General features: G+C 65.6%; 24 protein-coding genes. 10 read left to right on the top strand and 14 right to left on the bottom strand.

The window, feature by feature from the left end:
• The first annotated feature begins 103 nt into the window (after nucleotides 1-103).
• Entirely contained in the window at nucleotides 104-1525 is a 1422-nt protein-coding gene (locus tag B0T39_RS04860) for a PLP-dependent aminotransferase family protein (RefSeq protein WP_081545063.1), read from the top strand.
• A gap of 1 nt (nucleotide 1526) precedes the next feature.
• Here the strand turns inward: B0T39_RS04860 and B0T39_RS04855 are convergent, their stop codons facing one another.
• Entirely contained in the window at nucleotides 1527-2501 is a 975-nt protein-coding gene (locus B0T39_RS04855; RefSeq protein WP_081545062.1) for a L,D-transpeptidase, read from the bottom strand.
• A gap of 573 nt (nucleotides 2502-3074) precedes the next feature.
• On the opposite strand from B0T39_RS04855, the gene rlmD reads away from it, so the two are divergent.
• On the top strand, nucleotides 3075-4613 hold the full coding sequence (rlmD, locus tag B0T39_RS04850; RefSeq protein WP_081545061.1) for a 23S rRNA (uracil(1939)-C(5))-methyltransferase RlmD: 1539 nt from the start codon (nucleotides 3075-3077) through the stop codon (nucleotides 4611-4613).
• A gap of 258 nt (nucleotides 4614-4871) precedes the next feature.
• On the top strand, nucleotides 4872-6056 hold the full coding sequence (locus B0T39_RS04845; RefSeq protein ID WP_081545060.1) for a NupC/NupG family nucleoside CNT transporter: 1185 nt from the start codon (nucleotides 4872-4874) through the stop codon (nucleotides 6054-6056).
• 142 nt (nucleotides 6057-6198) lie between these two features.
• Here B0T39_RS04845 and B0T39_RS04840 read toward each other — a convergent pair whose 3' ends face one another.
• Complete coding sequence (locus tag B0T39_RS04840) at nucleotides 6199-7416, bottom strand: 6-phosphofructokinase (RefSeq protein ID WP_081545167.1); 1218 nt, start codon at nucleotides 7414-7416, stop codon at nucleotides 6199-6201.
• Nucleotides 7417-7718: 302 nt separating this feature from the next.
• Between B0T39_RS04840 and B0T39_RS04835 the strand changes: the two genes are divergently transcribed.
• Nucleotides 7719-8480 (top strand): alpha/beta fold hydrolase, encoded by a 762-nt coding sequence (locus tag B0T39_RS04835; RefSeq protein ID WP_081545059.1) that lies wholly within the window; start codon nucleotides 7719-7721, stop codon nucleotides 8478-8480.
• A 38-nt stretch (nucleotides 8481-8518) separates the two neighbouring features.
• Here the strand turns inward: B0T39_RS04835 and B0T39_RS04830 are convergent, their stop codons facing one another.
• The 5 genes from B0T39_RS04830 to B0T39_RS04810 form a co-directional block, all read right to left on the bottom strand.
• Nucleotides 8519-9028, bottom strand: a complete 510-nt coding sequence (locus tag B0T39_RS04830; RefSeq protein ID WP_081545166.1) for a GNAT family N-acetyltransferase — start codon at nucleotides 9026-9028, stop codon at nucleotides 8519-8521.
• A gap of 63 nt (nucleotides 9029-9091) precedes the next feature.
• The gene (locus tag B0T39_RS04825) at nucleotides 9092-9844 is read right to left on the bottom strand and encodes a LytR/AlgR family response regulator transcription factor (RefSeq protein WP_081545058.1); all 753 of its coding nucleotides are present in this window, start codon (nucleotides 9842-9844) and stop codon (nucleotides 9092-9094) included.
• 29 nt (nucleotides 9845-9873) lie between these two features.
• Nucleotides 9874-10779, bottom strand: a complete 906-nt coding sequence (locus tag B0T39_RS04820; protein ID WP_081545057.1) for a sensor histidine kinase — start codon at nucleotides 10777-10779, stop codon at nucleotides 9874-9876.
• Nucleotides 10772-11074 (bottom strand): hypothetical protein, encoded by a 303-nt coding sequence (locus B0T39_RS04815; protein WP_081545056.1) that lies wholly within the window; start codon nucleotides 11072-11074, stop codon nucleotides 10772-10774. Before B0T39_RS04815 ends, B0T39_RS04820 begins: the two co-directional genes overlap by 8 nt.
• Before the next feature lie 153 nt (nucleotides 11075-11227).
• Complete coding sequence (locus B0T39_RS04810; protein ID WP_081545055.1) at nucleotides 11228-12943, bottom strand: ABC-F family ATP-binding cassette domain-containing protein; 1716 nt, start codon at nucleotides 12941-12943, stop codon at nucleotides 11228-11230.
• Nucleotides 12944-13460: 517 nt separating this feature from the next.
• On the opposite strand from B0T39_RS04810, the gene B0T39_RS04800 reads away from it, so the two are divergent.
• The 5 genes from B0T39_RS04800 (at nucleotide 13461) to B0T39_RS04780 (ending at nucleotide 17464) form a co-directional block, all read left to right on the top strand.
• On the top strand, nucleotides 13461-14189 hold the full coding sequence (locus tag B0T39_RS04800; RefSeq protein WP_081545053.1) for an IclR family transcriptional regulator: 729 nt from the start codon (nucleotides 13461-13463) through the stop codon (nucleotides 14187-14189).
• A gap of 25 nt (nucleotides 14190-14214) precedes the next feature.
• Nucleotides 14215-15156, top strand: coding sequence for a formimidoylglutamase (hutG, locus tag B0T39_RS04795; RefSeq protein ID WP_081545052.1), 942 nt, complete (start codon nucleotides 14215-14217; stop codon nucleotides 15154-15156).
• Nucleotides 15157-15232: 76 nt separating this feature from the next.
• Nucleotides 15233-16438, top strand: a complete 1206-nt coding sequence (gene gltS / locus B0T39_RS04790; protein WP_081545051.1) for a sodium/glutamate symporter — start codon at nucleotides 15233-15235, stop codon at nucleotides 16436-16438.
• 8 nt (nucleotides 16439-16446) lie between these two features.
• The gene (locus tag B0T39_RS04785; protein ID WP_081545050.1) at nucleotides 16447-17031 is read left to right on the top strand and encodes a HutD/Ves family protein; all 585 of its coding nucleotides are present in this window, start codon (nucleotides 16447-16449) and stop codon (nucleotides 17029-17031) included.
• 67 nt (nucleotides 17032-17098) lie between these two features.
• On the top strand, nucleotides 17099-17464 hold the full coding sequence (locus B0T39_RS04780) for a VOC family protein (RefSeq protein ID WP_081545049.1): 366 nt from the start codon (nucleotides 17099-17101) through the stop codon (nucleotides 17462-17464).
• Nucleotides 17465-17623: 159 nt separating this feature from the next.
• Here B0T39_RS04780 and B0T39_RS04775 read toward each other — a convergent pair whose 3' ends face one another.
• Both B0T39_RS04775 and B0T39_RS04770 read right to left on the bottom strand, forming a co-directional pair.
• Nucleotides 17624-17995, bottom strand: a complete 372-nt coding sequence (locus tag B0T39_RS04775) for a VOC family protein (RefSeq protein WP_081545048.1) — start codon at nucleotides 17993-17995, stop codon at nucleotides 17624-17626.
• 79 nt (nucleotides 17996-18074) lie between these two features.
• Nucleotides 18075-19481, bottom strand: a complete 1407-nt coding sequence (locus tag B0T39_RS04770; RefSeq protein WP_081545047.1) for an MFS transporter — start codon at nucleotides 19479-19481, stop codon at nucleotides 18075-18077.
• 154 nt (nucleotides 19482-19635) lie between these two features.
• On the opposite strand from B0T39_RS04770, the gene B0T39_RS04765 reads away from it, so the two are divergent.
• Nucleotides 19636-20550, top strand: a complete 915-nt coding sequence (locus B0T39_RS04765) for a LysR family transcriptional regulator (RefSeq protein WP_081545046.1) — start codon at nucleotides 19636-19638, stop codon at nucleotides 20548-20550.
• Nucleotides 20551-20562: 12 nt separating this feature from the next.
• On the opposite strand, the gene B0T39_RS04760 is transcribed toward B0T39_RS04765, so the two are convergent.
• The 5 genes from B0T39_RS04760 to B0T39_RS04740 form a co-directional block, all read right to left on the bottom strand.
• The gene (locus B0T39_RS04760) at nucleotides 20563-21342 is read right to left on the bottom strand and encodes a PhzF family phenazine biosynthesis protein (RefSeq protein WP_081545045.1); all 780 of its coding nucleotides are present in this window, start codon (nucleotides 21340-21342) and stop codon (nucleotides 20563-20565) included.
• Nucleotides 21339-22058: a helix-turn-helix transcriptional regulator gene (locus B0T39_RS04755; protein WP_081545165.1), complete on the bottom strand. Its 720-nt coding sequence runs from the start codon at nucleotides 22056-22058 to the stop codon at nucleotides 21339-21341. Before B0T39_RS04755 ends, B0T39_RS04760 begins: the two co-directional genes overlap by 4 nt.
• Nucleotides 22059-22069: 11 nt before the next feature.
• Nucleotides 22070-22495: a DUF2000 domain-containing protein gene (locus tag B0T39_RS04750; protein ID WP_081545044.1), complete on the bottom strand. Its 426-nt coding sequence runs from the start codon at nucleotides 22493-22495 to the stop codon at nucleotides 22070-22072.
• Nucleotides 22488-23033, bottom strand: a complete 546-nt coding sequence (locus B0T39_RS04745; RefSeq protein ID WP_081545043.1) for a GNAT family N-acetyltransferase — start codon at nucleotides 23031-23033, stop codon at nucleotides 22488-22490. The genes B0T39_RS04750 and B0T39_RS04745 overlap by 8 nt, the downstream gene beginning before the upstream one ends.
• Nucleotides 23034-23202: 169 nt before the next feature.
• The gene (locus B0T39_RS04740) at nucleotides 23203-24222 is read right to left on the bottom strand and encodes a threonine aldolase family protein (protein ID WP_081545042.1); all 1020 of its coding nucleotides are present in this window, start codon (nucleotides 24220-24222) and stop codon (nucleotides 23203-23205) included.
• Nucleotides 24223-24336 lie beyond the last annotated feature (114 nt).

Here is a 24336-nt window from a genome sequence, read left to right as displayed (position 1 = left end):
TGAATTGGAACCATAACAGTTTTATAATTTCAAAACTGTTATGGTCGTTTTTACGGGAAATTGTACCGATGGCGATCCTCACATCTGTCAGCGAGGCCTCTGCATGAGCGACGAACCCCTATACCAGCAGCTAGTCAACGAGTGGATCACCCTTATCCAGACCGGCGTGGTGCAGCCCGGCGAACGGCTGCCCTCGGTGCGCAAGGCCTGCGAAATGCACAAGGTCAGCCCGTCCACCATCCTGCTGACTTACCGCACGCTGGAGGACCGCGGCCTGATCGAGGCTAGGCCGCAGTCCGGCTTCTACGTCAAATCCGCCGCCACCCTGCCGCTGCCGCGCATGCGCCGGCAAAGCGCCGCCCATCACGCAGGCGAAGTGGTGGACCAGATCGAAGCGGTGATGACGGCGCAAACCCGGGAAGATTTCATCGACCTGTCGCTGGCCAGCCCGCGCGGCAGCGACTTCTATCCCACCACCCGCTTCAAGCACATCATGGGACGGCTGCTGCGCCAGCATCCGGAACTGACCACCGACTACCCCTTCCCGCCCGGCTCGGAACGCTTGCGCCGCCAAATCGCCCAGCGCGCGGTCAGTTGGGGCTGCGTACTGGCGGCCGAGGACTTGGTGATCACCAACGGCTGCACCGAGGCGCTGCAACTGGCCTTGCGCGCCTGCTGCAAGCCGGGCGACACCGTGGGGCTGGAATCGCCCACCTATTTCGCACTGCTGCCCACGCTGAAGAATCTGGGCCTGAGCGTGATCGAGATCCCCACCCACCCGGCCAACGGCCTGTCGCTGGACGCTCTGGAATTACTGCTGTCGGAGAAACGGTTGAACGCCGTCGTGGCCATGCCCACCGTGCACAACCCTTTGGGCTGCACCATGCCGGCCGAGGCCAAGCAAAGGCTGGCGGCGCTGGTCAACGAACACCAGGTGCCGCTGATCGAGGACGTGCCGCACGCCGACCTGCACTACGACGGCGCCACCCCGGACGCGGTCAAGGCCTACGACCGCGACGGCTGGGTGCTGCTGTGCTCCAGCTACAGCAAGACGCTGGCCCCGGGCTTTCGCATCGGCTGGATCGCGCCCGGGCGCTTTTTGCGCGAAGTGACGCGACTGAAGTTCGCCAGTTCGCTGGCCCAGCCGCGGCTATTGGAGGAAACGCTAGCGGAATACCTGGAAACCGGCGGCTACGACCACCACTTGCGGCTGATCCGTCGCCATTTCATGAGCCAGATGGAAAGGCTGCGCGGCACCGTCGCCAGTTGTTTTCCGGCGCAGACGCGAGCCACTTCGCCTTCCGGCGGCTGCCTGCTATGGGTGGAATTGCCCAGCGGAGTGGACACGATGGCGTTGTTCCAGACAGCGCTGGCCGAGCGCATCACCGTCGCGCCCGGCACGCTGTACTCGGCCAAGGGCCGCTATCGCAACTGCGTGCGGCTGTCCTGCTGCTATCCGTGGAACCCTGCGTACGAACGCGCCTTGCGGCGCGTTGGGGAATTGGCGGGAGAGATGGCCGATTGAATCAGGCTGGGCGGCCGTTTCGCGACGGCTGTCCGCGCACGGCGGCCCGCGAGGAGGACGGGGCCGAGGACGGAGCGACCACCGGCGCGTGCTGCGGCGCGGATGCCGGCGGCGCGGCCTGGGTCGGCAAGGGACCGCCCGGCTCGCGGCTCGCCGGTTCATGCGCAAATTGGGTGTCGTCGGCCTTGCCCGGCGACAACCAGCGCACCACCGCCAAATCGCCGTCCACCTTGGCCTTGGCCACATCCTTGCAGGTCAGGCACACCGGCACGCCCTTGCGCGCTTTCAAGGCTTGATCCACCCGCGCGCCGTACACCACTGCGGACCTCTGCTTCTGCCAGGCCAGCAGCGTTTCCGCCAGCATCGGGAAAGAGGGATCGTCCTGCTTGTAATGGTTGCGATAAGCGGTTAGCCACAGTTCGCCGGCGGCGTCCTGGTTCAGCAGCACGGTCTGATAAGCCACCGTCACCGCGTCGCCGCGGCCCACTGTCCTGGAGAGCAGCAAGGCGTCGTCGTTTTTCATGCGCACGCAGCCATGGCTGCGAAAGCCGGGCACCGAACCCGGCGCATTGGTGCCATGAAATCCCAAACCCAACTTGGCCTCGCCGAAGCGGATGAACACCGGCCCCAAAGGATTGCTTGGCCCCGGCGGCACCACGGTCTGCACTTCCTTGCCGCTGCGGCGCATTTCTTCCTGGATGGAACGTGGCACATGCCAGGCCGGCGCCTTGTAAATGCCGGTAATGTCGAAGCTGCCGGTCGGCGTCTGGGTCAGCATCTTGCCCACCGCCACCGGATAGATTTTGGACAGCCTGCCATCCTGGTACTGGAACAACCTGGCTTGCGGCAAATTGAGCACCAAATGCAGACCGGTGGGGCTGACTTGCACATCAGGCTCGGGAATCACCGCCGCGCCGACGCCCGTCGCCGCGCTCAATCCCAGCACACCCAACAGCCCAAAACATCGCTTCAACATACCGCACCATATTTGAAATCACTATTGTTCGATTCTAACAGAAAGCGTGAAAAAGCAAGATTCTGACTATTACCAAACGCCTAGCCCCGCCCGGGCCGTCGCTAATATTGTCGGTTTTACGCCAGCATAGCCGGCTTTGGCTCAAAGTTCCGGCCAATGCGCCAAGAGCCAGGCCGTCGCGTGCAGACCAAAGCCGAAACTCGCATGCGCCACAAGGCTGCGGCGTTTTCGCGGCGAAAAAGCCCGCGCCCATCGCCGGCTGCATCCGTAAAAAGAGCGCCGCCGCGCTGGCAAGACCAAACAACAACGCCGATCAAGTATCGCCAGTTGAGCGATTGGTCGAGCAGGCCAGCCTGTCCAACGCCGGCGCCGAAATCATCGCCTACCGTCGCGGCCCTTATCGCGTGCTACTCACCCAGGCGGTGGCCGCCTTGCGCACTCGCGGCCTGAACGCCAGGCCGCCGGGCTGGAGGTGGAAACCGGCGCGCCGGCCGGCGCCGACAAAAAACCCCTGCGCGCCGCCGGATAATTTGAGAAAATCGCCGCTTTCCGTTTGATTTTCCAAGCAACACCATGACGCACAAACAGACTATCGCTCAGGTCGAATCGCTGGACCACGAAGGCCGGGGAGTCGCCCACGTCGATGGCAAGACCATTTTCATCGACGGCGCGCTGCCGTATGAAACCGTGGTCTACAGCGCCTATCGCAAGAAGTCTTCCTACGAAAACGCCAACACCAGCCAGGTGCTGAAGGAAAGCTTCCTGCGCACGCAGCCGCGCTGTCCGCATTACGGCACCTGCGGCGGCTGTTCGATGCAGCATGTGGAGTTCAGCGCCCAAGTGGCGGTCAAGCAAAGGGTGCTGGAAGACAATCTGGCCCGCATCGGCCGGGTCAAGCCGCAACAGGTGCTGACCCCCATCGCCGGCCCGGCCTGGCACTACCGCCACCGCGCGCGGATGTCGGCGCGGCTGGTGGAGAAGAAGGGCGGCGTGCTGGTGGGTTTCCACGAGAAGCGCTCCACCTACATTACCGATATGCGCGAGTGCCACATCCTGCCGCGCCACATCTCTGACCTGATCGTGCCGCTGCGCGAGATGATCTATAAACTGTCGATCAACAACCGCATGCCCCAGGTGGAGCTGGCGGTGGGCGACAAGGTGGACATCCTGGTGTTCCGCAATATGGAAGCCATCAACGACGCCGACCACGCCTTGTTGCGCGCCTTCTCCGACGCCCACGGCAGCAAGGAGCGGCCGCTGCAAATGTGGTTGCAGCCCAAGGGGCCGGACACCTGTTATCCGGTCTACCCGCTGGACGCGCCCAAGCTGACTTACAGCCTGCCGGAATACCGCGTGGAAATGCCCTACTACCCCACCGAGTTCACCCAGGTGAACCCCGAGATCAACGCGGTGATGGTGGCGCGCGCGCTGAAATTCCTGGACCCGCGGCCGGGCGAGCGCATCGCCGACATGTTCTGCGGCATCGGCAACTTCACCCTGCCCATCGCCCGCTCCGGCGCCGAGGTGCACGGCATGGAAGGCAGCCAGCCCCTGGTCAAGCGCGCGGTGGAAAACGCCACCCACAACGGCCTGCAGGACAAGGTCAGTTATGAAATGGCCAATTTGTTCGAAGTCACCGAGGAATCCTTCGCCGCGCTCGGCCGCTTCGACAAGATGCTGGTGGACCCGCCGCGCGACGGCGCGGTGCAGTTGTTGAAAGCCATCACCGAAGACACCGCGCCCAAGCGCATCGTCTACGTGTCCTGTAACCCGGCCACGCTGGCGCGCGACGCCAATGTACTGGTGCACACCAAGGGCTACACGCTGAAGGCGGCCGGCATCATCAATATGTTCCCTCACACCGCCCATGTGGAATCCGTGGCCTGGTTCGAAAAGACCGGCCCGTGCAAGAGCCGCAGCGAAATCGCCGCGATCGAAGCCGCCGAGGAAGCCGAGCGCGAAGCGGTGAAGGCCGCCCAGCGCGCGGAGGCGGCGGAGGAAGCCGCCAAGAAAGAGCGGGAATTGGCGGAAAAGGCGGCGGCCAAGCAAGCTCGCCGCGATTATTATTTTGCCGAGCAAGCTCGTCGCGAAGCGGAACAACAAGCGCAGTAGCGCGGAATGAAACAAGCCTCCGGCCATGGCCGGGGGCTTTATTTTTGCCGTCGCCGCGCAGCTTGTTTGATCAAACCGGCTAGTTTGCGACGACGGATAAGCGCACAGTGGCGGGCGAATGCGTTTTACATGGAAGCGGCAATGGCTTCATGTCAAAATTCATCGTTCGCCTCGTCAACAATACCAAGCACACACAGCGGGCGCGCCCGCCAAACGTCGCCGTTCCTGCCTGAAGGACGGCCCATCAAGGCAATAAATATGCACATACTTCAATTCGTCTTCGGACTGCTGGTTGTCTTCCTGCTGACCCAAGTGGTGGCGCGCGACCGCAAAAACATCAAGATCCGCTACGTGCTGCAACTGATCGTGGTGGAGTTGGCGCTGGCCTACTTCCTGTTGCACTCCAGCTACGGCCTGACCCTGGTGGGCGGCGTGGCCGGCGTGTTCGACAAGCTGATGAGCTACGCCGGCGAAGGCACCAACTTCGTGTTTGGCGGCCTGCTCAATCAGGGCGAGTTCAGCTTCTTCCTCAAGGTGCTGATGCCCATCGTCTACATCTCGGTGCTGATCGGCATCCTGCAGCACATCCGCGTGCTGCCCTGGGTGATACGCGGCATAGGCTGGGTGCTGGCCAAGATCAGCGGCATGGGCAAGATCGAGTCCTTCAACGCCGTGGGCTCCATGATCGTAGGCCAATCCGAGAACTTCATCGCCTACAAGAACATCATCGGCAGCTTCTCGGAAAAGCGCATGTACACGCTGGCCGCCACTGCGATGTCCACGGTGTCGATGTCCATCGTCGGCTCCTATATGCAGATCATCCAACCGCGCTTCGTGGTCACCGCGCTGATCCTCAACCTGTTCAGCACCTTCGTCATCCTGTCGCTGATCAACCCCTACGACGCCAGCCAGGACGACGACGAGCTGATCAGCGCGGAAGCCTCCCACCGCATGTCCTTCTTCGAAATGCTGGGCGACTACATCATGGCCGGCTTCAAGATCGCCGTGATCGTCGGCGCGATGCTGATCGGCTTCATCGCGCTGATCACCACCGTCAACCATATCTTCGATGCCGTCTTCGGCGTGAACTTCCAGTACGTGCTGGGCTATGTGTTCTACCCCTTCGCCTGGCTGATGGGCATCCCGGCCGCCGACATCATGCCGGCCAGCAGCATCATGGCCACCAAATTGGTGACCAATGAATTCGTGGCGATGATGGAATTGAAAAAGCTCACCGCTCAGCTGTCGGAATACACCATAGGCGTGATTTCCATCTTCCTGGTGTCCTTCGCCAACTTCAGCTCCATCGGCATCATCGCCGGCGCGGTAAAAGGCCTGGACGAGGAACGCGGCAATATGGTGTCCCGCTTCGGCCTGAAACTGGTGTACGGCTCCACCCTGGTCAGCATTCTGTCGGCGCTGATCGGCGGCCTGGTGCTGTAAATCCTTCTCCCGCCAACGGGCCCGGCCGATGCCGGGCTTGTTTTCCTTCCCCAGCCGCCGTTTGCGCTGAGGCATGAACCCGCCCGCGCAGGCGGTAAAAAACCCGGCTTGCGCCGGGTTTTCCATCACGCGTCTACCACCCTCACACCTTTGGCCAGGCAATGGGCCGGTAATCCGGCAACCCGTCCTTGAACGGCGGAATCCGCTCGCCCTCCATCAAGGGACGCACATAATCGAGGAAGGCCGGCGTCACGCTGAAACCGTCGGCGCCGATGAACTCCGGCGACAGCCGCTTCTCCTGATCGCCCACCACCGCCAGCGGCACCTCCTCCACATCCCAGCAATAGGGATGGTTCTGGATGCGCTTGATGCCGGCCATCACCCCGCTTTTGCCGGCCAGCAGCCACTCCACCGCCCGCTCGCCCATGATGTAGGCCTGGCGCACATCCATGCTGGACCCCAAGTGACCGCCGGCTCGCTGCAGATAATCCACCTGCGCCACATGCGCGGAAATGCCGCGTTCGCGCAACAGCAGCTGGGCGATCCAGTGGCCGGCCCCGCCCAATTGCTCATGGCCGTAGACCTCTGATTTCTTGGCCTCGGCGACAAAGCGGCCGTCGGCGTCGGTGATGCCCTCCGCCACAGCGATCGCGCATTGACCAAAGCGCGCCAATCTATCGTCCACCGCGGCGAGGAAACGCTCGGCCTCGAAAGCCACCTCCGGCAGCAGCAGCAAATGCGGCGCTTCGCGTTCGTTGCGCGCTGCCGCCGCGCAGGCCGCCGCCAGCCAACCGGTGTGACGGCCCATGGTTTCCATGATGAACACCCGGCCCCAACCCATGCTGGTCATGTCCAGGCCCACCTCTCGCATCGCGCTGGCCAGGAATTTGGCTGAGGAGCCGTAGCCGGGGCTGTTGTCTGTGCCCACCAAGTCGTTGTCTATGGTCTTGGGAATGCCCACCACCTTCAGCGGATAGCTCATGTGGCGTTCGAACTCCGCCAGCCGTTCGGCGCAGCCCAGCGAGCCGTTGCCGCCGTTGACCAACAGATAATGGATGTCGTGCCGGGCCAACACCTCGCGCAGCCGCCTCCAATCGTCGCCGGCCTCGGCAAAGCTCCCTATCATCCGCCGGCTGACGCCGAAGCTGCCACCGGGCATGAAGGCGAGTTGGGCGATGGCTTCGTCCGATACCGCGTCGGTATCGCACAAGCGGTCCTCCAGCAAGCCGGCCAGACCGTCGAAAGCGCCGTACATCGACAGGCCGCGCTGGCGCGCGGTTTCAATCGCGCCCTGCGCGGAAGCGTTCAACACCGCAGTCGGGCCGCCCGACTGCAAATATACGGCACGGGGTTTGGACATCATCGCCACCAGGAGAAATGGAGAATCAAACGGCGCGGCGCGCGGCCGGGCCGGGAATACCACAAACATACCACTGGCCGGAAAGCCGCCTCAAGCCGGACGGCGCCGCCATTCTCCATTTCCTTGACCGACGGCAAATCCGCGCGCAAGTTGCCGCCGCGCTACAGACGGCGGGCTGACCCCGCTTCCCTGTTGGCGCTGGAAAATTCGCGCCCATAATGACTATCAGGAACTGAATTAATTTTTTACTTACAAAAACAATTGGATAGACTACTTTTCGGCGACCGCCGCCGGCTTGCCCCATGACCACCCTGCCCCCAAAGCTCATCGCCGCCATCGACGGCGTCGCCATGGAGTACATCGCCGTCGGCGACGCGACGCCGCCCATCGTGCTGATCAACGACGCTGGCGCCCCGATGGAAAGCTGGTACAAAGTGCTGCCGGCGCTGGAAGCGCTCAGCGGCGTGTTCGCCTACAACCGCTGCGGCATCGGCAACAGCGGCAACGTCCGCGAAGCGCAGACCGCCGCCGCGATGATGGAAACCTTGCGCGCGCTGCTGTTCAAGGCGAACCTGGCTCCGCCCTATGTACTGGTGGCCCACGCGCTGGGCGGCCTGATCGCCAATCTGTTCGCCCGCAGCTACGCCGGAGAAGTGGCCGCCTGCGTGTTGCTGGACGCCGCGGCGCCGGAAGACATCAGCGCGCTGGACGCACGCCAAGGGCGGCTGGGCCAGCTGCTGCGCCGGGCCTTGGACTTGGCCCAGGACCGCGACACCCTGAACGAAACCGGGCACCTGAGACGCAGCGCGGAACAGATCGCCGAAGCGCCGCCCTTCCCCGACATTCCCTTGTTCGTGATCAGCGGCGGCGCGCCGGGCTTGTCCTGGCTGAGCTCCAAAGCAGTGCTGGACGCGCGCGCCGAAGGCCAGCGCCGGCTGGCAGCACTGTCGCCGCGCGGCCGTCACGTCATCGCCGCCCGCAGCGGCCATTTTCCGCAATTCTCCGAGCCGGAGCAGGTTGTCTCCGCGGTGCGCGACGCGCTGACGGCTATCGCCTCAAGCTAAACACCCCATGATGGCGCTGGCGAACACTCCCCGGCGCATCACAAACGCTTGAAGTAATAGGCGGTGGGATGCAGCCGCCCGTCGGGGCTGGCGGCGTAATCCGGTATCTCCCCGCTCTTGCTCCAGCCCAGCTTGCGGTAGACCTCTTCCGCGCCGGAGCCGGCCTCGGTGTCCAATACCAACAGGCGGATGCCCTGTTTGTGTGCATGATCTTCCAGCGTCGCCATCAATTGGCGCGCCACGCCGCGGCCGCGGCAAGCGGAATGCACCAGCAGTTTCTGCACCTCGGCGCGGTGACGGCCATTGCCACGCTGACAAGGCGCCAACTGCACACAGCCCAACAACGCCTCGTCCTCCTCCGCCAGCCATAATTGCAAGCCCGCGCCCAGCAGCGCATCCACCTGCGCCCAATACGCGGCAGCCTCCGCCACCGGCAAGGGCGCGAGAAAACCCACCGAAGCGCCGCCGGCCACGCTGTCCGCCAGCAAAACGCTCAAGCGCGAGTAATCGCCGGCCGCCAGCGCCGGTGCGAGTCTGATGCATATCATTTCGGTCTCCCATTGAATCATGGGCAAGGACAAGCAGCTTTCATGCCGGCTGCGACGACCCATTCACATACGCTGGAATAGATGGGCGTAGCTGCGGCTGACTTCCAGCGGCTCCGCATAGCCGCGCAATTGCAGCAGCAGGCCGCGTTGGCCGTCGTCGCGCTTGATTTGTTCGATGGCGTCCACCCGCACCAGGGTGGAGCGGTGAATCTGCCAGAATTCGTCCGGGTCCAGCGCCTGCAACAGCTCCTTGATCGGCATGCGGATCAAGGCCTCGCAACCGACGGTCTGCACCCGGGTGTATTTTTCGTCGGACTGAAAGAACAACACCTCGCCGGTGCTGATCATGCGCAGGCTGTTGCCCACCGAGGCCTTGATCCAACGCAGATAGTCCGGCCGCGCCAGTTGGCGGCTCAACTGCTGCAAGGAGGCCTGCCAGTGAGACGGCAGCGTCAATTGCCGTTGTTCCCAGCGCTGACGCGTGCGCAACAGCCGCTCGTCCTCCACCGGCTTGAGCAGATAGTCCACCGCGCCTTCCTCAAAGGCCTTGATCGCGTACTGGTCGTAGGCGGTGACGAACACCACCGGACACAGGCCGTCGATCTCCATCGCGGCGGCGATGCCGTTCTGCACCGGCATGGTGATGTCCAGGAAGGCGAGGTCCGGCCGGTGCTCGCGCACCCGTTCCACCGCCTCGGCGCCATCGTGGGCCTCGGCCGTTATCCTCAACTCCGGCCACACTCTCTGCAAGGCCATGCGCAGTTGCTCGCGCATCAGGCGCTCGTCGTCGGCAATCACCGCGCTTAGTTTCGTCATCAATCGCTGTCCTCCGCCAGGCTAACCGCTCACACCAGCGCGAACGGCAAGGCTATGGTGGCGCGGGTGCCGCCCTCCGGCAACACTTCCAGCAGCAAATGTGCGCGCTCGCCGTGCAACATGGCCAGCCGCTCGCGGATATTGCTCAACCCCATTCCCTGCCCCGGCTGCTCCGGAAAACCGACGCCGCTGTCGCTCACCGACACCAATAATTCGCCGGTCAACACCTTGGCGCCGATGACGATGTCGCCGCCCTCGGCCTTGGGCTCCAGGCCGTGCTTGATGGCGTTCTCCACCAGGGTTTGCAGCATCATCACCGGAAAGCGCGCGTCCAGCAGCGACTCCGGCACCTCCAGCCTCACCCGCAACCGGTCCTCCATGCGCAACTGCATGATGTCCAGATAAGCGCGCGACAGCTCCAGTTGCTGGCCCAAGCTGGTTTCCGCCGGAGATTCCCTCCACTCCGGCAGCGAGGAGCGCAGGTAGCGGATCAGCGCCTTCTGCATCAGCAAGGCGCGCTCCGGCGCGGTTTCCATCAATTGGCATACCGAGGACAAAGTGTTGAACAGGAAGTGCGGCTCGATCTGCGCCTGCAGCGCTCCCATCCGCGCTTCCGCCAACTGGCGTTGCAGCGCCTCCACCTCGGCCAGTTCCTCCGCCTGCTGGCTGCGAACCACCGCCTCGTCCGCGCGCAGCTCCGCCCGACGCTTGCCGCCGGCCACGATCTTGACGACGCAGACAGCCACGCCCAGGAAAAAGGCCAGCACCGGCACGCCGATGATGCCGCCCATGATCAGCCCCAGGAAGCAGATCAGCAGCAGCCGCCCCCAGCCTACGATGGCCAGCCAATCGAAAAACAGCCACCAGTAGATGGAGGCCTTGTGGCTGACGAGGTCAATGCCCGCCAGCGCCTCCGCATGTCTTTGCCTATCCATGATACGCCCCCCGGTCTTGCTTCATTTCTTCCTCGGTCCTCTCCGTCAGCGCCGCCGGTTTCGACGGTTTCGGCGCAACGCAGGCCTTGACCAGGAAGGACATCAGTATCAAAAAAACCACGGCACCGCTCAACGCCAGCACGCCGCTCAAAATCAAGGCCAGCAGCGAGATCAGCGCCAGCCGCCCCCAGCCGAGCCCGGTCAGCCAGTCTACATAAAGCCGCCAGTAAATGGCGATCTTGTGCTTGACGCCGCTCAGTCCGTCCAAAGCTTCCGCGTGTTTTTCCCGGTCCATGTTTAGCTCCTAGTGATGCGTTGTGGTTAACGCTGCTCACTGTAGCCAGCGCCAAACGCGGCCGATAGCGGCTTGCGACGAAACGCCCAGGGCGATGGACGAAACGGCCGAACGGGCGACGAACGGGCGGCGTTTTTAACGCCGCCCTTCGCGTTATAAGCCTAGCTCCCGTTCCAAGGCGCCCATCTCCCGCCGCCATTGCTGCTGCAATTGCGGCTTCTGATGCTTGGGCTTGCGCGCCAGGTCCGCGCTCAGCAGCGCCTCCAGCTGATACAAGCGCTCCAACTGCCGCTCCGCGCCGTTCGCCGCGGGCGTGTCGCCGGCCTCAAGCGGCGGCTCTACCACGGCCGTGACGGCCGACGGGGTGAACAGCTGGGCATAGGCGCTGGCGGCGTCCGGCCATTCGCGCAACCGGCCGTCGTCGAGCACCCAGAAGCGATTGCACGATCGCTCGATCAGCTCACGGTCGTGCGAGACCAGCAGGAAGCCGCCGGCGAAACCGGCCAGTTCTTCCGCCAGCTCGCGCTTGCCGTCCAGATCCAGATGGTTGGTCGGCTCGTCCAGCCACAACAAGTGATAGCTGGCCAGCGACAAGGCCAGGAACAGCAGCCGCGCGCGCTCGCCGCCGCTGAGGGTGGCCACGGTCTGGCCATGGCGCGCATAGGCGAAACCGGCGGAGATCAGCGCCTGGCGCCGCTCCGCGTCGCTCAGCGGCGCGAACGGATACAGCGCGTCCGACAAGGAGGCGAGGTCGTCCAACTGATGCAGCGACTGATCGTAATAAGCGATACTCGCCGCCGGGTGCGGCCGCCAACCGGCGCCGGCCTCGCCTTGCCGCCAGTCCCGCCAACACTGGCTCAGCAAAGAGGACTTGCCCGCGCCGTTGGCGCCGAGCAGGGCGACTTTGTCTCCGCTGCGCAAGCTCAACTCATCGGCCTCGAACAGCGTCGGCAGGCCGGGCGCGGCGCGCACCTGCAAGCCTTCGAAGGCCTGCAAGCGGTCCGCCGCCAAGGGTTGGCCTTGCAGCCGCAAGCGCCATGGGCTGCCGCGGCTGACGAAGGCCTGCTCCTCCTTCAGCCTCTCCACCCGCTTCTGCATGGACTTGGCCTTGCGCACCAGTTTTTCATTGTCGTGCTCGCGGCCCCAGATCGCCAGGCGCTTGCTGCTGGCGTTCAGGCGGTCGATCTCCTTCTGCTCGCCGGCATGGCGCGCGCGAGCGGCGGCATCGGCCTCCGCCAGCGCGGTCCGCGCCCGGCTGCACGGCAGTTCAAAGCGGTACAAGCGCTGGTCGCGCAGAATCCAGCTGTGCGAAGTCACCGCGTCCAACAGTCGCGCGTCATGGGACACCAGGATAAAACCGCCCTGCCAGCGGCGCAGAAAGTCTTCCAGCCACAGCAAGGACGGCAGGTCCAGATGGTTGCTGGGTTCGTCCAGCAACAGCAGATTGGGCTGGCGCAGCACCGCCCGCCCCAACAACAGCCGAGTATGCTGGCCGCCGCTGAGGCTGGCCGCCGGGGTGTCGGCCGCGGCCGACAATTCCAGCTCGTCCAGCAGGCTGTCCACCCGCCAGTGCTGCTCCGGCTGGCGATCCACCGCCTCCAGCAGCGCCGCGCGCGCGCTTAAGCCCGCCAACCGCGGCGGCAGATGTTGCTCCACGTATTGCAGCCGGCACAGGCCGGCGTATTGCACCGTGCCGGCGTTGGCTTCGCGCTGGCCGGCCAGCACGCCGAGCAGGCTGCTCTTGCCGCAGCCGTTATGGCCCAGCAGGCCGATGCGGTCGCCCAGTTTTACGGTAAAGGAAAGGTCCTGGAACAGCGGGCCGTGGCCGGCGTCCAGTTGCAAGGATTGCGCGGAAATCAGGGTTGTCATGCTCTTGCTCTCGTTTCTTTGGGACGTGATAGTCCCTGTCAACAGGAGCGCTGGCGACAACATGGGAGTCGGCTAAAGACTCGGCGAGTAAAACTCGAAGTGAAGAGTGGCTTTGCTCCGACCCGGTTATCGCAGCGCGATGGAACTCGGGCAAGAGCCGGCAAATGTGCCATACAAGCGAGCCAACATTTCTGGGCGCGCAAACTGAACCATACAACCTCCTTTCTTTCGTTTTGCGGGCGGGCCTTGAATCCGTATCAAAGCCGGCGTGTCCGCGTCGTCGCCGCCTCGCCTAGAGGGAACGGCTTCTCTTTCATCCATAGCGGATACAGGCCGGCAGTGTAAACCATGCCCGCCGGTCCGCGCCAGCCGCCCCCGCTCTCCATCCAAAGCCGCATTTCCCGCAATACGGGAATGAAAAACAAAAATCTCCAGACAATTACCGCCATATGAGAAACCAGACTTCTTCGCGACAGTCGCAATAGATAAGGTTAGAAAATCCTAATAAGGACTGAACATGCCCACCCTCAGCTCTTCCTCCGATCGTCTGTTGCAAACCCTGCAGCTGGTGGCGGCCTCGCCCCAGCCGCTGAGCGCCAAGGAAATGGCGCGGCGGCTGGCCTTGCCGCCGTCCACGCTATACCGCCAGCTCACCCATCTGAGCCAGTGGGGCCTGCTGCAGCCCGGCGAGGACGGCGCCTACCACGCCGGCCCGCTGGGCCTGCAGTTGGCGATGGGGTTTCAGCAACACAACACGCTGGCGGCGCAAGCACGTCCGGAAATGCAGCGTCTGGCGCGGCTGAGCAATGAAACCGTGGCCTTGATGGTGGCCACCCGCCAACAGGTGATTTGCATTGAAATGATGGAGAGCCAGCAGACGCTGCGCTGCGCCTTCGCCGCCGGCAAGGGGCAGCCGCTGGCGCGCGGGGCGTCGGCGCTGGCCTTGTTGGCCTTCATGCCGGCAACGCAAAGCCAGGCCTCCCTGGACAGCATGCTGCCGCCGGAGGAACACGAAACCTTGCGCCAGGCCCTGGCCGAGGTGCGCCGCCAAGGCTACGCCACCAGCGACAGCGCCATCGACCCCGGCATCTGGGGTGTCAGCGCCCCCTTGCTGCAGGGCCGGCGCAAATTGCTGGGCGCCCTGACGCTGATGGCGCCCTCCGGACGCGCCCAACGCCGCGCCCAACTGGTGGAGCAAACCCGCCAGGCCGCGCGCAACATCAGCGCTTACTTGGGCTGCGACTGAGCGGCCCGACACCGAAAGACCGAGCATGACGCTACATACTCCTCCCGCGGCCTGGAGCGGCCGCACCGACGCCGAAGGCGAACTGGCGCGCCGCTGGCATCAACGCGTGCACCCATGGCAGCCCGGCGCCGCCGCCGGCTTCGCCCTGCTGGGCTTTGCCTGCGACGCCGGCGTGCGCCGCAACCAGGGCCGCCCGGGCGCGGCCGGAGCGCCGAGCGCCATCCGCCGGGCGCTGGCCAACCTGGCTTGGCATCAGCCGCAAACCGCCTACGACGCCGGCGACGTCCATTGCTTGGACGACGAGCTGGAGGCCGCTCAGGTCGAACTGGGCCGGCAGGTGGCCGGCCTCTTGGACGCCGGACAGTTCCCCATCGTGCTCGGCGGCGGCCACGAGGTGGCTTACGGCAGCTTCCTTGGGCTGGCCCGGCACCTGGAAACCGCCGGGCGCGCGCCGCGCGTCGGCATCGTCAACATCGACGCCCACCTGGACCTGCGCCAAAGCCCGCTCGCCTCCTCCGGCACCCCCTTCGCCCAGATCGCCGCCGACTGCGAGCAACGCGGCTGGCCCTTTCATTACTTGTGCGCCGGCGTGGCGGAAACCGCCAATACCGCCGCGCTGTTCGCCACCGCCCAACAATTGGACGCCCAACTGCTGTTCGACGAGGAGTTGCAGCCGTGGCGGCTGGAACAGCCGCTGCAAAAGCTGCGGGACTTCATCGCGCCCTGCGACTGCCTGTACCTGACCATAGACCTGGACGCGCTGCCGGCGTCGCAAGCGCCCGGCGTCAGCGCGCCGGCGGCGCTGGGCGTGCCCTTGGCCACGCTGGAAACGCTGATCGACGTCATCCGCGCCAGCGGCAAATTGCGGCTGGCCGATATCGCTGAACTGAACCCGGAACTGGATCAGGACCAACTGACCGCGCGGACGGCCGCGCGGCTGATACACCGGCTGACGAAGCCAATCTAAATACCCGCCAGGCCCAAGGCTTGGCGCAACAAGCCGCGACACAGCGGCAAGCCGCACTTTTGCAAAGGAGAAACCCATGCAGCAATGGAAACTGGATTTGATCGCCACCACCGCGCTGGCGGTGACGGCCCTGCTGGCCGGCTACCGGCTAAAGCGCCACGTGCGCTTCTTCGAACGCTTCTGCATCCCGGCCCCGGTGATAGGCGGATTCGCCGTCTCCATCGCCGTCTTGCTGCTGCGCGAGAGCGGCATCGCCGCCGTCAGCTTCGACACCACCTTGCAAACCCCCTTCATGGTGGCTTTCTTCACCACGGTGGGCATAGGCGGCAGCCTGGCGCTGCTGCGCACCGGCGGCAGCACTCTGCTGATCTATCTGGGCATCTGCTGGGCGCTGGCGGTGTTCCAGAACGTATTCGGCGCCAGCGCGGCGGCCATGTTCGGCCTGGATCCGACGCTGGGCGTGATGGCGGGCGGGGTGTCGTTGGAGGGCGGCCACGGCGCGGCGGCGGCCTTCGGCCCGATGGCGGAGCAACTCGGCACCCAGGGCGCCACCGCGGTGGCGCTGGCCTCCGCCACCTTCGGCCTGATCGCCGGCGGCGTGCTGGGCGGACCACTGGCCAGCTGGCTGATCCGCCGCCACCAATTGCCGATCCAGACCGAGGCCAGCGCCATGCAAGCACCAGCTTATCACGACCACGAAGCCAACATTACCGTCAACAGCGACTCCCTGATCTCCTCCATGGGCCTGATATTGGTTTTGATGACCGCCGGCACCTTGCTCGCCAATCAAGTGCAACAACGCTGGGACTTCGTGCTGCCCGCCTATGTCGGCGCCATGTTCGCCGCCATCGTGTTCCGCAATCTGAACGACCGCGCGCGGCTGGTCCGGCTCAATAGCCCGGCCATCGACGCCATTGCGGACATTTCTCTGGGCATCTTCCTGACCATGGCGATGATGAGTTTGAAGATCTGGGAGCTGTACGATCTGGCGCTACCGCTCTTGGGCGTGCTGTCCTTGCAGGTGATCGCGCTGATGGCGATCAGCGTCTTCATCGCCTTCCGCCTGCTAGGCAAGAACTACGACGCGGCGGTGATGTGCGCCGGCCTGATGGGGCACGGCCTGGGCGCCACGCCCAACGCGGTGGCCAATATGAGCGCGGTGTGCCAGAAGCACGGCGCCACCTCGTACAAGGCCTTCCTGATCATCCCGCTGTGCGGCGCGGTGCTGATAGACTTGGTGGCGATTCCCTTCCACGCCTGGATCATCAACTACCTGCATTGAGGCCCGCCATGACGCTCATCCGCCTGCAAGACTGCCCGCCCAGCCCCTGGAAAAACGGCGGCGGCAGCACTCGGCAATTGCTGATCTCCCCCGCCGGGGCCGGCCTGGACGATTTCGACTACCGCCTCAGCCTGGCCAGCGTGGCCAGCGACGGCCCGTTCTCGCGTTTCGACGGGGTGGACCGGCAGCTGTTGATCCTGCAAGGCGCTGGGCTGGAACTGAAACTGGACGGCCGGGACAGCCTGCGGCTGACGCCGGGCGGCGCGCCGCTGGCCTTCGCAGGGGAAACTCCGGCGCAAAGCCGGCTGCTGGACGGCCCGCTAACCGATTTCAACGTGATGACGCGGCGCGGTCGCTACCAATCGCGACTGGACTATCTGACAGTGGACGACACGCTGGAACTGCGCGCCGATGCCGAGCTGAGCTTGCTGCTGGCGCTGGAGGACGGCGCGCAACTACTGCAAAACGGCCATCCGCTGCCGCTGGCGGCCTGGGACGCCGCCGTCGCCCGACGCGGCGAAACGCTGCGACTGCGCACCGCGCGCCCGCTCGCGCTGTTGCGAGTGGAATTGGAAGCCATCGACCCAAGCTGATGCGATCTATAATCATTTAGGCCGTTGAAATAGGCCGATAGGCTTTTTAACTCCCAAGGAGATTCCCATGGCATCACCTGTTTCCTATATCGAGATCGGCGCCGAAGACGCAGCCCCTGTCGGAGCCTTCTTCGCCGAACTGTTCGGCTGGAGCTTCCATCCCATGGGCGCGGACGGCGGCGGCTGGTTTCAGGCCGGATCGATTAAAGCCGGCCTGCACGGGGGAGATACCGCGCCCCGGATTGATCTCTTCTTCCAGGTGCCGGACCTGTCGGCCGCCGTGGAGCGCGTGCGGGCCTTGGGCGGCCAAGTCGACGGCGGCATCGCGGAGGAGCCGGGCTTCGGCAAATTCGCCCAATGCCATGCGCCGGGCGGCCTGAGCTTTGGCCTGCATCAGCCCGAGGCTTCCTCCACAGCGTCCAGTTCAAGCTAGGCGGCGGCCTGCCCCGCTCCCAGCACAACAGGCATGGCATCGGCGCGCTCGCGCGCTTGCGGGGCGGCGCTGGACACGGCCAACCCGAAAGCCTGTTCAAAGCCGGCACCCAAATGCCCGCTCGGGAGAAAACGGCGGCGGGGCCATTCCCAGCAGCATTCAATCCCGTTGGCACACCCGGATCTGATTCCCGTCCGGGTCCAGCATCAGGAAGGTGCGACCGAAGACTTCAGTGCTCGGCGGCTGCGCGATGCGCAGATCCGGGTCGTCCCGCCAGGCTTGATAAAGCCCGTCCACCGCCTCGCCAGAGGCCAGCATGATACCGGTTTCGACGAATCTCGGGACATCGGCATGCGGCGCGTCCCCGCCGCTCCACAAGGCGAACAGCGCCTCGCCGCCGGCGCTGAAGGCGACGTAACGCGGGCTGACGAACACCGGATCGGCGGCGAACAAACGGCGGTACAGCGTGGTGGAGCGCGGGATATCCGTCACATACAACAATTGCAGATTGGGTTGGGGGGCCAAGGTCATGGCTTGCTCCTTTTCACTGAAATGCGGCTTTCGCTGTGGAAAAGAACCAGTCTGCCTGCCCCCTGCTGACAGCGTGGCGTCAGCAGAGCGCGGCTTTTCTGCGCCCATGCGCCGATGCCAACAGCGCCAGCAACATCAGCGCCGCCGCCAGACCGAAGGCGGCGCGCGCGCCGACGGCCACTTGCTGCGGCGCGGCGGCGGCGATGTCCGCGGCTCCGCTGGCCGCGGCGAACACCGCGCCCATCAAGGACGCCCCGGTGATCAAACCCAGATTGCGCGACAGATTGAGCAAGCCGGACACCAGGCCGCGCTGCCGCGCCGCTGCGCCGGTCAGCGCCTGAGTGTTGTTGGCGGCCTGGAACAAGGCGTAGGCCGCGGTCATCAGGGTCAACGGCAACAGATAGCCGGCCAGGCCCAGGCTGGACGGCAGCAGGGCCAGCGCCAACGCGCCGACGCCTATGCCCGCCAGACCGGAGCGCGCCGAAGCGTCCGCACCGCAGCGGTCCACCATCCGCCCGGCCGGCACGCCGCTCAAAGCCGCCACCAACGGCCCCGCGGACATCGCCAGGCCGACGCCGGCGGCATCCAGGCCCAGACCGCGCGCCAGATAGAACGGGCCCACCACCAAGGTGGCCATCATCACCGTGGACACCAAGGCGTTGCAAAACAAGCCGGCGGCCAACACCGGATCGCGCAGCAGGGCCAGGTTCAGCAAGGGCGCGGCAGCCTTGGACTCGGCCCGGACAAAGGCACCGCAACCGATGGCGGCCACCAGCAACAAGGCGGCGTTGAGCGCGCCGAAGCCCCCCTGAGCGTGGTCGAGCTTCAAGGTCAAGGCCAGCGCGTAAGCCGCCAGGGTCAGCGCCAGCCAACCGCTGCCGGCGACGTCGAAACCCGGGCGATCGGCGGCGGGGCCGCTTGGCGCTGGCACGCTGCGCCAGACCAGGCCGAAAGCCAGCGCGCCCAGCGGCAACATCGGCCAGAACATCGCGCGCCAGCCGAAGCCCGCGATCAGCGCGCCGCCCAGCGACGGCCCCAACGCGGTGCCGACGGCGGACATGGCTCCCAACAGCCCCATCGCCCGCCCCACTTTGTCACTAGGCGCGATGTCCGCGACAAAAGCCATGCCCAGGGCCAGCATCAAGGCCGCGCCGAAGCCCTGCAAGGCGCGTCCGGCGATCAGCGCCCAGAAAGCGTCGGCCGCGCCGCAGCCTGCCGAGGCCGCGACGAACAAGGCGATGCCGGCCAGTAGCGCGCGTCGACGACCGAATTGATCGCCCAGCCGGCCGACGTTGACGCTGGCCAGCGTGATCAGCAGCAGATAAGCCAGCACCACCCATTGTGCCTGCTGGAAGCTGATCCGAAAGGCCGCGGCCAAGGCCGGCAGGCCGACGTTGGCCACGCTGGCGCCCAGCGAGGCCAGCAGAATCGCCAGCGCCAGGCCGGCCAGCGCGGCGACGGAAGAAGAGGATGGAGAAACAGGCATGACGGCGACTCCCCGCCGCGTCCGGCCCCGAAACGCCGGGGCCGTCGACACGGACTCGACACAGGCTACGCCGCCGCCATAGCGGGCGGAAGACGCATGGTTTGCACTGAATAGTTGCGTTTGACGCCATGTATTGCTGTGCTAAGGTAAGGCCATGTCCACGCCCGACCTCAATCTGCTGATCACCCTGGACGCGCTGCTGAACGAAGGCAGCGTGGCCCGCGCCGCGCGGCGCCTGCGGCTCAGCCCCTCGGCGATGAGCCGGGCGCTGGCGCGGCTGCGCGAGGTCACCGACGACCCGCTGCTGGTGCGCGCCGGCCGCGGCCTGACGCCGACACCGCGCGCGCTGGAGCTGCGCGAGCGGGTGCATGCCTTGGTGCTGGACGCGGAAAGCGCGCTGCGCCCGGCCGGGACGCTGCGGCTGGACAATTTGCAACGCAGCTTCACGCTGCGCTGCAGCGACGGTTTCGTCGAAAACTTCGGCCCGCGGCTGCTGGCGCGGCTGCAAGGCGAGGCGCCGGGCGTGCGTCTGCATTTCTTGCCCAAGCGCGACAAGGACAACGCGCCGCTGCGCGACGGCGCGGTGGATCTGGACACCGGAGTGGTGGGCCACGAAGCCGGGCCGGAGTTGCGGGTGCGCATGCTGTTCCGCGACCGCTTCGTCGGCGTGGTGCGTGCCGGCCATCCGCTGGCAGCCGACGCCATCGACGCCGCCCGCTACGCCGCCGGCCGCCATGTGATGGTGGCCCGCCGCGGCGGACTGCTTGGACCGGTGGACCAGGCGCTGAGCATGCAAGGCTTGAGCCGCGATGTCGCGGTCACCGTGGGCGGCTTCGCCGCCGCGCTGGCGCTGGCGCGCGCCAGCGATTTGATCGCCACCGTGCCGGAACGCCACACCGGCCATCTGCGCGCCAGCCTGCACAGCTTCGCGCTGCCGCTGACGGTGGCGGAGATCACCATTTCCATGATTTGGCATCCGCGCTTGGACGCGGACCCGGCGCAGCAATGGCTGCGCGCCTGCGTCAAGGCGGTATGCGATGAACAATTGGCGGCGGAAGCCGCCGTGTGAAACACGCCGTGCCTAAACGTAAATCTCGCCCCTCAGATACAACTTCGCCTGCCCCAGCAAAGCCACTTCCGCGCCTTCCACCCGGCACTCCAGGCTGCCGCGACGCGCGCCGCCCTGGCGCGCCAGCAGCCGGGTCTTTCCCAGCACGCCGGCCCAGTACGGCGCCAGCCAGCAGTGCGCCGAGCCGGTGACCGGATCTTCGTCCACGCCCACGCCGGGCCCAAACCATCGGCTGACAAAATCGCAGTCCGCGCCGCGCGCGGTCACCGCCACCCCGCGCTTGGGCAAGCCGCGCAGCCGCTGGAAGTCCGGCCGCAGCGCCGCCAGCCGCGCCGCGTCGTCCAGCACCACGATGTAATCGTCGGCGGCCAGCACCTGGCCGGCGTCCAGGCCCAGCGCCGCCAGCAGGCCGGGCGGCTCGGCGCAGGGGCGCGGCGTCACCGCGGGGAAGCGCAGTTCGATGCGCTCGCCGTCGCGCCTCGCCGTCAATTCGCCGCTGCGGGTCTGGAAGACGATGCGTTCGCCGCTCCAGTCCAGCTCATGGAACAAGACCCAGGCGCTGGCCAGCGTGGCGTGGCCGCACAGGTCCACCTCGGTGGTGGGCGTGAACCAGCGCAGCGCCATGCGTCCGCCCTCCGCCACCAGGAAGGCGGTTTCGGACAGATTGTTTTCCATGGCGATGGCTTGCAGCGTGGCGTCCGGCAACCAAGCCGGCAAGGGGCACACCGCAGCCGGGTTGCCGTGGAACACCGCGTCGCAGAACGCGTCCACCTGATAGATTGGAATCCTCATGTTTCGTCCCCCTCCGCCGCGCCGCGAATTTCGTCCAGATAGTTGTAGATGGTGTAACGGCTGACGCCCAAGGCCTCGGCCGCGCGCTCCACCCCGCCTTTGACGATGAACAGGCCCTGCTCCAGCATCTGCGCCACCGCCCGCTTCTTGTCCGCCTTCTTCATCCGCGCCAGCGGCTTGCCGCCGCGTTCCAGCGCCTGGGCGATGATGTCCTGCATCGCCTCGTCCATGGCCGGCGGCTCCGGCGCCGCCCGTTGCGGCGGCGGCGCGCGGCCCACCAGCGCCTGCAGGCAGGCCAGCGCCGCTTCCAGCTGACTGCGGTCGCTGTTCAGGCACAGCGCGGCGAAGGGTTCGCCGGCGGCGGTCTTGAAAACGGCGCTGGCGGACAGCAGCCTCCGGCCGTCGCGGCTCAGCGTGTGGTAGCCGGACACCAGCGCCGGCTCGGCGCCGCCCTGACGCATGGCCTGTTCGATGGCGGCGAAGCCCCGATCCCCTGCCGGCCCCCCCAGGATGGCATCACCTAGCCGGCGGCCGGATACATGGCCGTTCTCGATGGCGACGATGGAACATTCCGGCCGGCTCAGATCATGCAACACCACCTCGGTGTGCGCGTCCACCATTCCGCCCGCCAGCTTGACCACGGCGCTCAGCGCGCGCAGCACCGCTTGTTTTTCCGCCAGGGACGGATCCGCCGTCCGCGCTTGCTCTTCTGCCATTTCGCCGCCCTTCAACGATAAAGGCTGAACTTGCGCGTCAGCGCGCCCAGCTCCGCCTCGGAGCCGCACAAGGCCACGCCCCAGTATTCCAGCGCGGTGGCCGGAGTGGCCGCGGTGCGCCGCAGTTGTTCTGCGCTGCCGCCCTCCCCCATGGTGTCGGTGAAATCCACGCAGGCCACGCCGGCCTCAGCCGCGGCCTGCCGCAGCTGGGCCAATTTGGCGGAGTTGTCAGCGCGCAGCACGATGAAGGGATCCGCCGAGATCGCCGGGTGCACGCCGCCGTCGGCGTCCACATAGTCCACGTGGCTTGTCGCCGCGTCCGCGCGCCGCAGCCGGCAAGCCAGGGCCAGCGCCAGATGGCCCAGCACATTCATCGCCCGGCCCGGCTCCAGCCGCTTATGGATCACCGCCACGTATTTGCGTGCCGTCTCACTCATCGCCGCCGCCCTCCGCCTCATGCTCGGCACGCAACAAGGCGTAATTGGCCAGCGACAGATAGCGGCCGTCTTTCCATTCGCACTCACGACTGACGCCTTCCAGGGTAAAGCCGACGCTCCGCAACAGTTTGCCGGAACCCAGATTGTCCACCTCCACTTGCGCGTAGACGCGGTTGAGCGGGAAGCGGCGATAAGCCAGCCTCAGGAAACCACGCAAGGCTTCCTGCATATAGCCGCGGCCCCAGTGTTCCGGCAGCAGCCAATAGCCCAGTTCGGCGCAATGGTGCTGCTCCGACCGGGAACTGATGCCCACCGCGCCCAGGAAGCGCCGGTCCTCCAGCGTTTCCAGCGCCAGCCACAAGCCGCTGCCGTCGGCTCGGATGTCGTCGAACCAGCGCATCTGCGCGCGGCAGTCCTCCTCGCTGGCGTATTGGATGCCGTAATGCTTGATCACCTCCGGGTGCGACAGCCCGTAAAACACATTGGGCAAATCCTCGGCGCGAAATTCACGCAGCGCGAGCCGTTCCAATTGCAACATTGTTTCCCCTTCATGCCAGCGGCCCAAGCGCGAATCTCTCCGGGCTTGGGCCGCTTAAATTCAACAATATGTTGAAATTTACATTTTTGGTTGAACTATTGCAAGCGCAGCGCTACGCCGTACACCGCGTCGCGCAAATCGGCCGGGAAGCCGCGATGTCGTCAGCCGATCACAGGCTGGCGCGTATGATGTCCGCCGCCCGCTCCAGCTCCCGCCGCGTCACCAGGCTGCTGCAAGTGAAACGCAGCAGGTTCGGCTTCCAGGCCAGCGCCAGCACGCCCCGCGCAGCCAAGCGCGCCGCAACGCCCTTGGCGTCCGCCGCCTCGATGAACACCATATTGGTCTCCACCGGGTATTTCAGCCGCGCCGCCTCGCCCAGCCTGCGCCCCAGCCATTCGGCATTATCGTTGTCCTGCTGCGTCACCCGCTGCCAGTGCCGCATCTTGTCCAGCGCCACGCCGGCCATCAAGCCGGATTGATGCAGGCAGCCGCCATGCCATTTTCGGAATACCCTGGCGGCTTCTATTTTTTCCGCCGGGCCGGCCAGGATGGAGCCGAACGGCGCGCCCACGCCCTTGGAGAAGCAAAAGTTCAACATGTCCGCCGGCCGCACGTAGCGCGCCGGCGGCATGTCCAGCCGGGTGCAGGCATTGAGTACACGCGCGCCGTCCAGGTACAGGCTCAGGCCCATTTCGTCGCACAGCGCGCGCATGCGCCTCATCTCGTCCACCGGATAGACAATGCCGCCGTAGCTGTTGATGCTGCTTTCTATCGCCACCACCTTGGGCGCCGCGTAGAGATTGGACCAGCGCGCCTTGGCCTGGATGGCGATACACGCATCGGCGGCGGTGAGAATGCCCTCCGCGCTATGGTAGGGGTTCAGCACCAGGCCGCTGTTGACGCTGACCGCCGAGGATTCGAAGAAGTTGATGTGATAGCCCACCTCTGTGACGACTTCGTCGCCGGGCGCGGCCAGACAGCGCAGCCCTACCTGATTGCTCATGGTGCCGGAGGGCATGAACAGCGCCGCCTCCTTGCCGAACAGCTCGGCGCAGTACGCCTCCAGCTCGCGTACATAGCGGTCTTCGCCGTAACAGTCGTCGCCTATCTTGGCGAAGTCCAGCGTCTCCACGTCGCTTTTGCAGATCCGCGTCAAGGTGTCGCTTCTCAAATCGATGATGTCCGGCATGTCTGGTCCCGTTCCTGAAGATAGGTTGGAGGAGGCGGCAAGGGAGGCGTCCGGCGAGCGGCGGCAAAGACATGCTTGCGCCTTGGCGTGCCAATGAAATGCGAGGCAAATGCT

This window comes from Chromobacterium haemolyticum (assembly GCF_002081825.1).
Classification (GTDB): domain Bacteria; phylum Pseudomonadota; class Gammaproteobacteria; order Burkholderiales; family Chromobacteriaceae; genus Chromobacterium; species Chromobacterium fluminis.
This window is presented reverse-complemented; position numbering and strand designations above follow the sequence as displayed.

Bases quoted from the DNA above. Each gene is read 5' to 3' on its own strand.
- B0T39_RS04860 (WP_081545063.1), top strand. From the start codon at position 104: ATGAGCGACGAACCCCTATACCAGCAGCTAGTCAACGAGTGGATCACC.
- B0T39_RS04855 (WP_081545062.1), bottom strand. From the start codon at position 2,501: ATGTTGAAGCGATGTTTTGGGCTGTTGGGTGTGCTGGGATTGAGCGCG.
- rlmD (WP_081545061.1), top strand. From the start codon at position 3,075: ATGACGCACAAACAGACTATCGCTCAGGTCGAATCGCTGGACCACGAA.
- B0T39_RS04845 (WP_081545060.1), top strand. From the start codon at position 4,872: ATGCACATACTTCAATTCGTCTTCGGACTGCTGGTTGTCTTCCTGCTG.
- B0T39_RS04840 (WP_081545167.1), bottom strand. From the start codon at position 7,416: ATGTCCAAACCCCGTGCCGTATATTTGCAGTCGGGCGGCCCGACTGCG.
- B0T39_RS04835 (WP_081545059.1), top strand. From the start codon at position 7,719: ATGACCACCCTGCCCCCAAAGCTCATCGCCGCCATCGACGGCGTCGCC.
- B0T39_RS04830 (WP_081545166.1), bottom strand. From the start codon at position 9,028: ATGATATGCATCAGACTCGCACCGGCGCTGGCGGCCGGCGATTACTCG.
- B0T39_RS04825 (WP_081545058.1), bottom strand. From the start codon at position 9,844: ATGACGAAACTAAGCGCGGTGATTGCCGACGACGAGCGCCTGATGCGC.
- B0T39_RS04820 (WP_081545057.1), bottom strand. From the start codon at position 10,779: ATGGATAGGCAAAGACATGCGGAGGCGCTGGCGGGCATTGACCTCGTC.
- B0T39_RS04815 (WP_081545056.1), bottom strand. From the start codon at position 11,074: ATGGACCGGGAAAAACACGCGGAAGCTTTGGACGGACTGAGCGGCGTC.
- B0T39_RS04810 (WP_081545055.1), bottom strand. From the start codon at position 12,943: ATGACAACCCTGATTTCCGCGCAATCCTTGCAACTGGACGCCGGCCAC.
- B0T39_RS04800 (WP_081545053.1), top strand. From the start codon at position 13,461: ATGCCCACCCTCAGCTCTTCCTCCGATCGTCTGTTGCAAACCCTGCAG.
- hutG (WP_081545052.1), top strand. From the start codon at position 14,215: ATGACGCTACATACTCCTCCCGCGGCCTGGAGCGGCCGCACCGACGCC.
- gltS (WP_081545051.1), top strand. From the start codon at position 15,233: ATGCAGCAATGGAAACTGGATTTGATCGCCACCACCGCGCTGGCGGTG.
- B0T39_RS04785 (WP_081545050.1), top strand. From the start codon at position 16,447: ATGACGCTCATCCGCCTGCAAGACTGCCCGCCCAGCCCCTGGAAAAAC.
- B0T39_RS04780 (WP_081545049.1), top strand. From the start codon at position 17,099: ATGGCATCACCTGTTTCCTATATCGAGATCGGCGCCGAAGACGCAGCC.
- B0T39_RS04775 (WP_081545048.1), bottom strand. From the start codon at position 17,995: ATGACCTTGGCCCCCCAACCCAATCTGCAATTGTTGTATGTGACGGAT.
- B0T39_RS04770 (WP_081545047.1), bottom strand. From the start codon at position 19,481: ATGCCTGTTTCTCCATCCTCTTCTTCCGTCGCCGCGCTGGCCGGCCTG.
- B0T39_RS04765 (WP_081545046.1), top strand. From the start codon at position 19,636: ATGTCCACGCCCGACCTCAATCTGCTGATCACCCTGGACGCGCTGCTG.
- B0T39_RS04760 (WP_081545045.1), bottom strand. From the start codon at position 21,342: ATGAGGATTCCAATCTATCAGGTGGACGCGTTCTGCGACGCGGTGTTC.
- B0T39_RS04755 (WP_081545165.1), bottom strand. From the start codon at position 22,058: ATGGCAGAAGAGCAAGCGCGGACGGCGGATCCGTCCCTGGCGGAAAAA.
- B0T39_RS04750 (WP_081545044.1), bottom strand. From the start codon at position 22,495: ATGAGTGAGACGGCACGCAAATACGTGGCGGTGATCCATAAGCGGCTG.
- B0T39_RS04745 (WP_081545043.1), bottom strand. From the start codon at position 23,033: ATGTTGCAATTGGAACGGCTCGCGCTGCGTGAATTTCGCGCCGAGGAT.
- B0T39_RS04740 (WP_081545042.1), bottom strand. From the start codon at position 24,222: ATGCCGGACATCATCGATTTGAGAAGCGACACCTTGACGCGGATCTGC.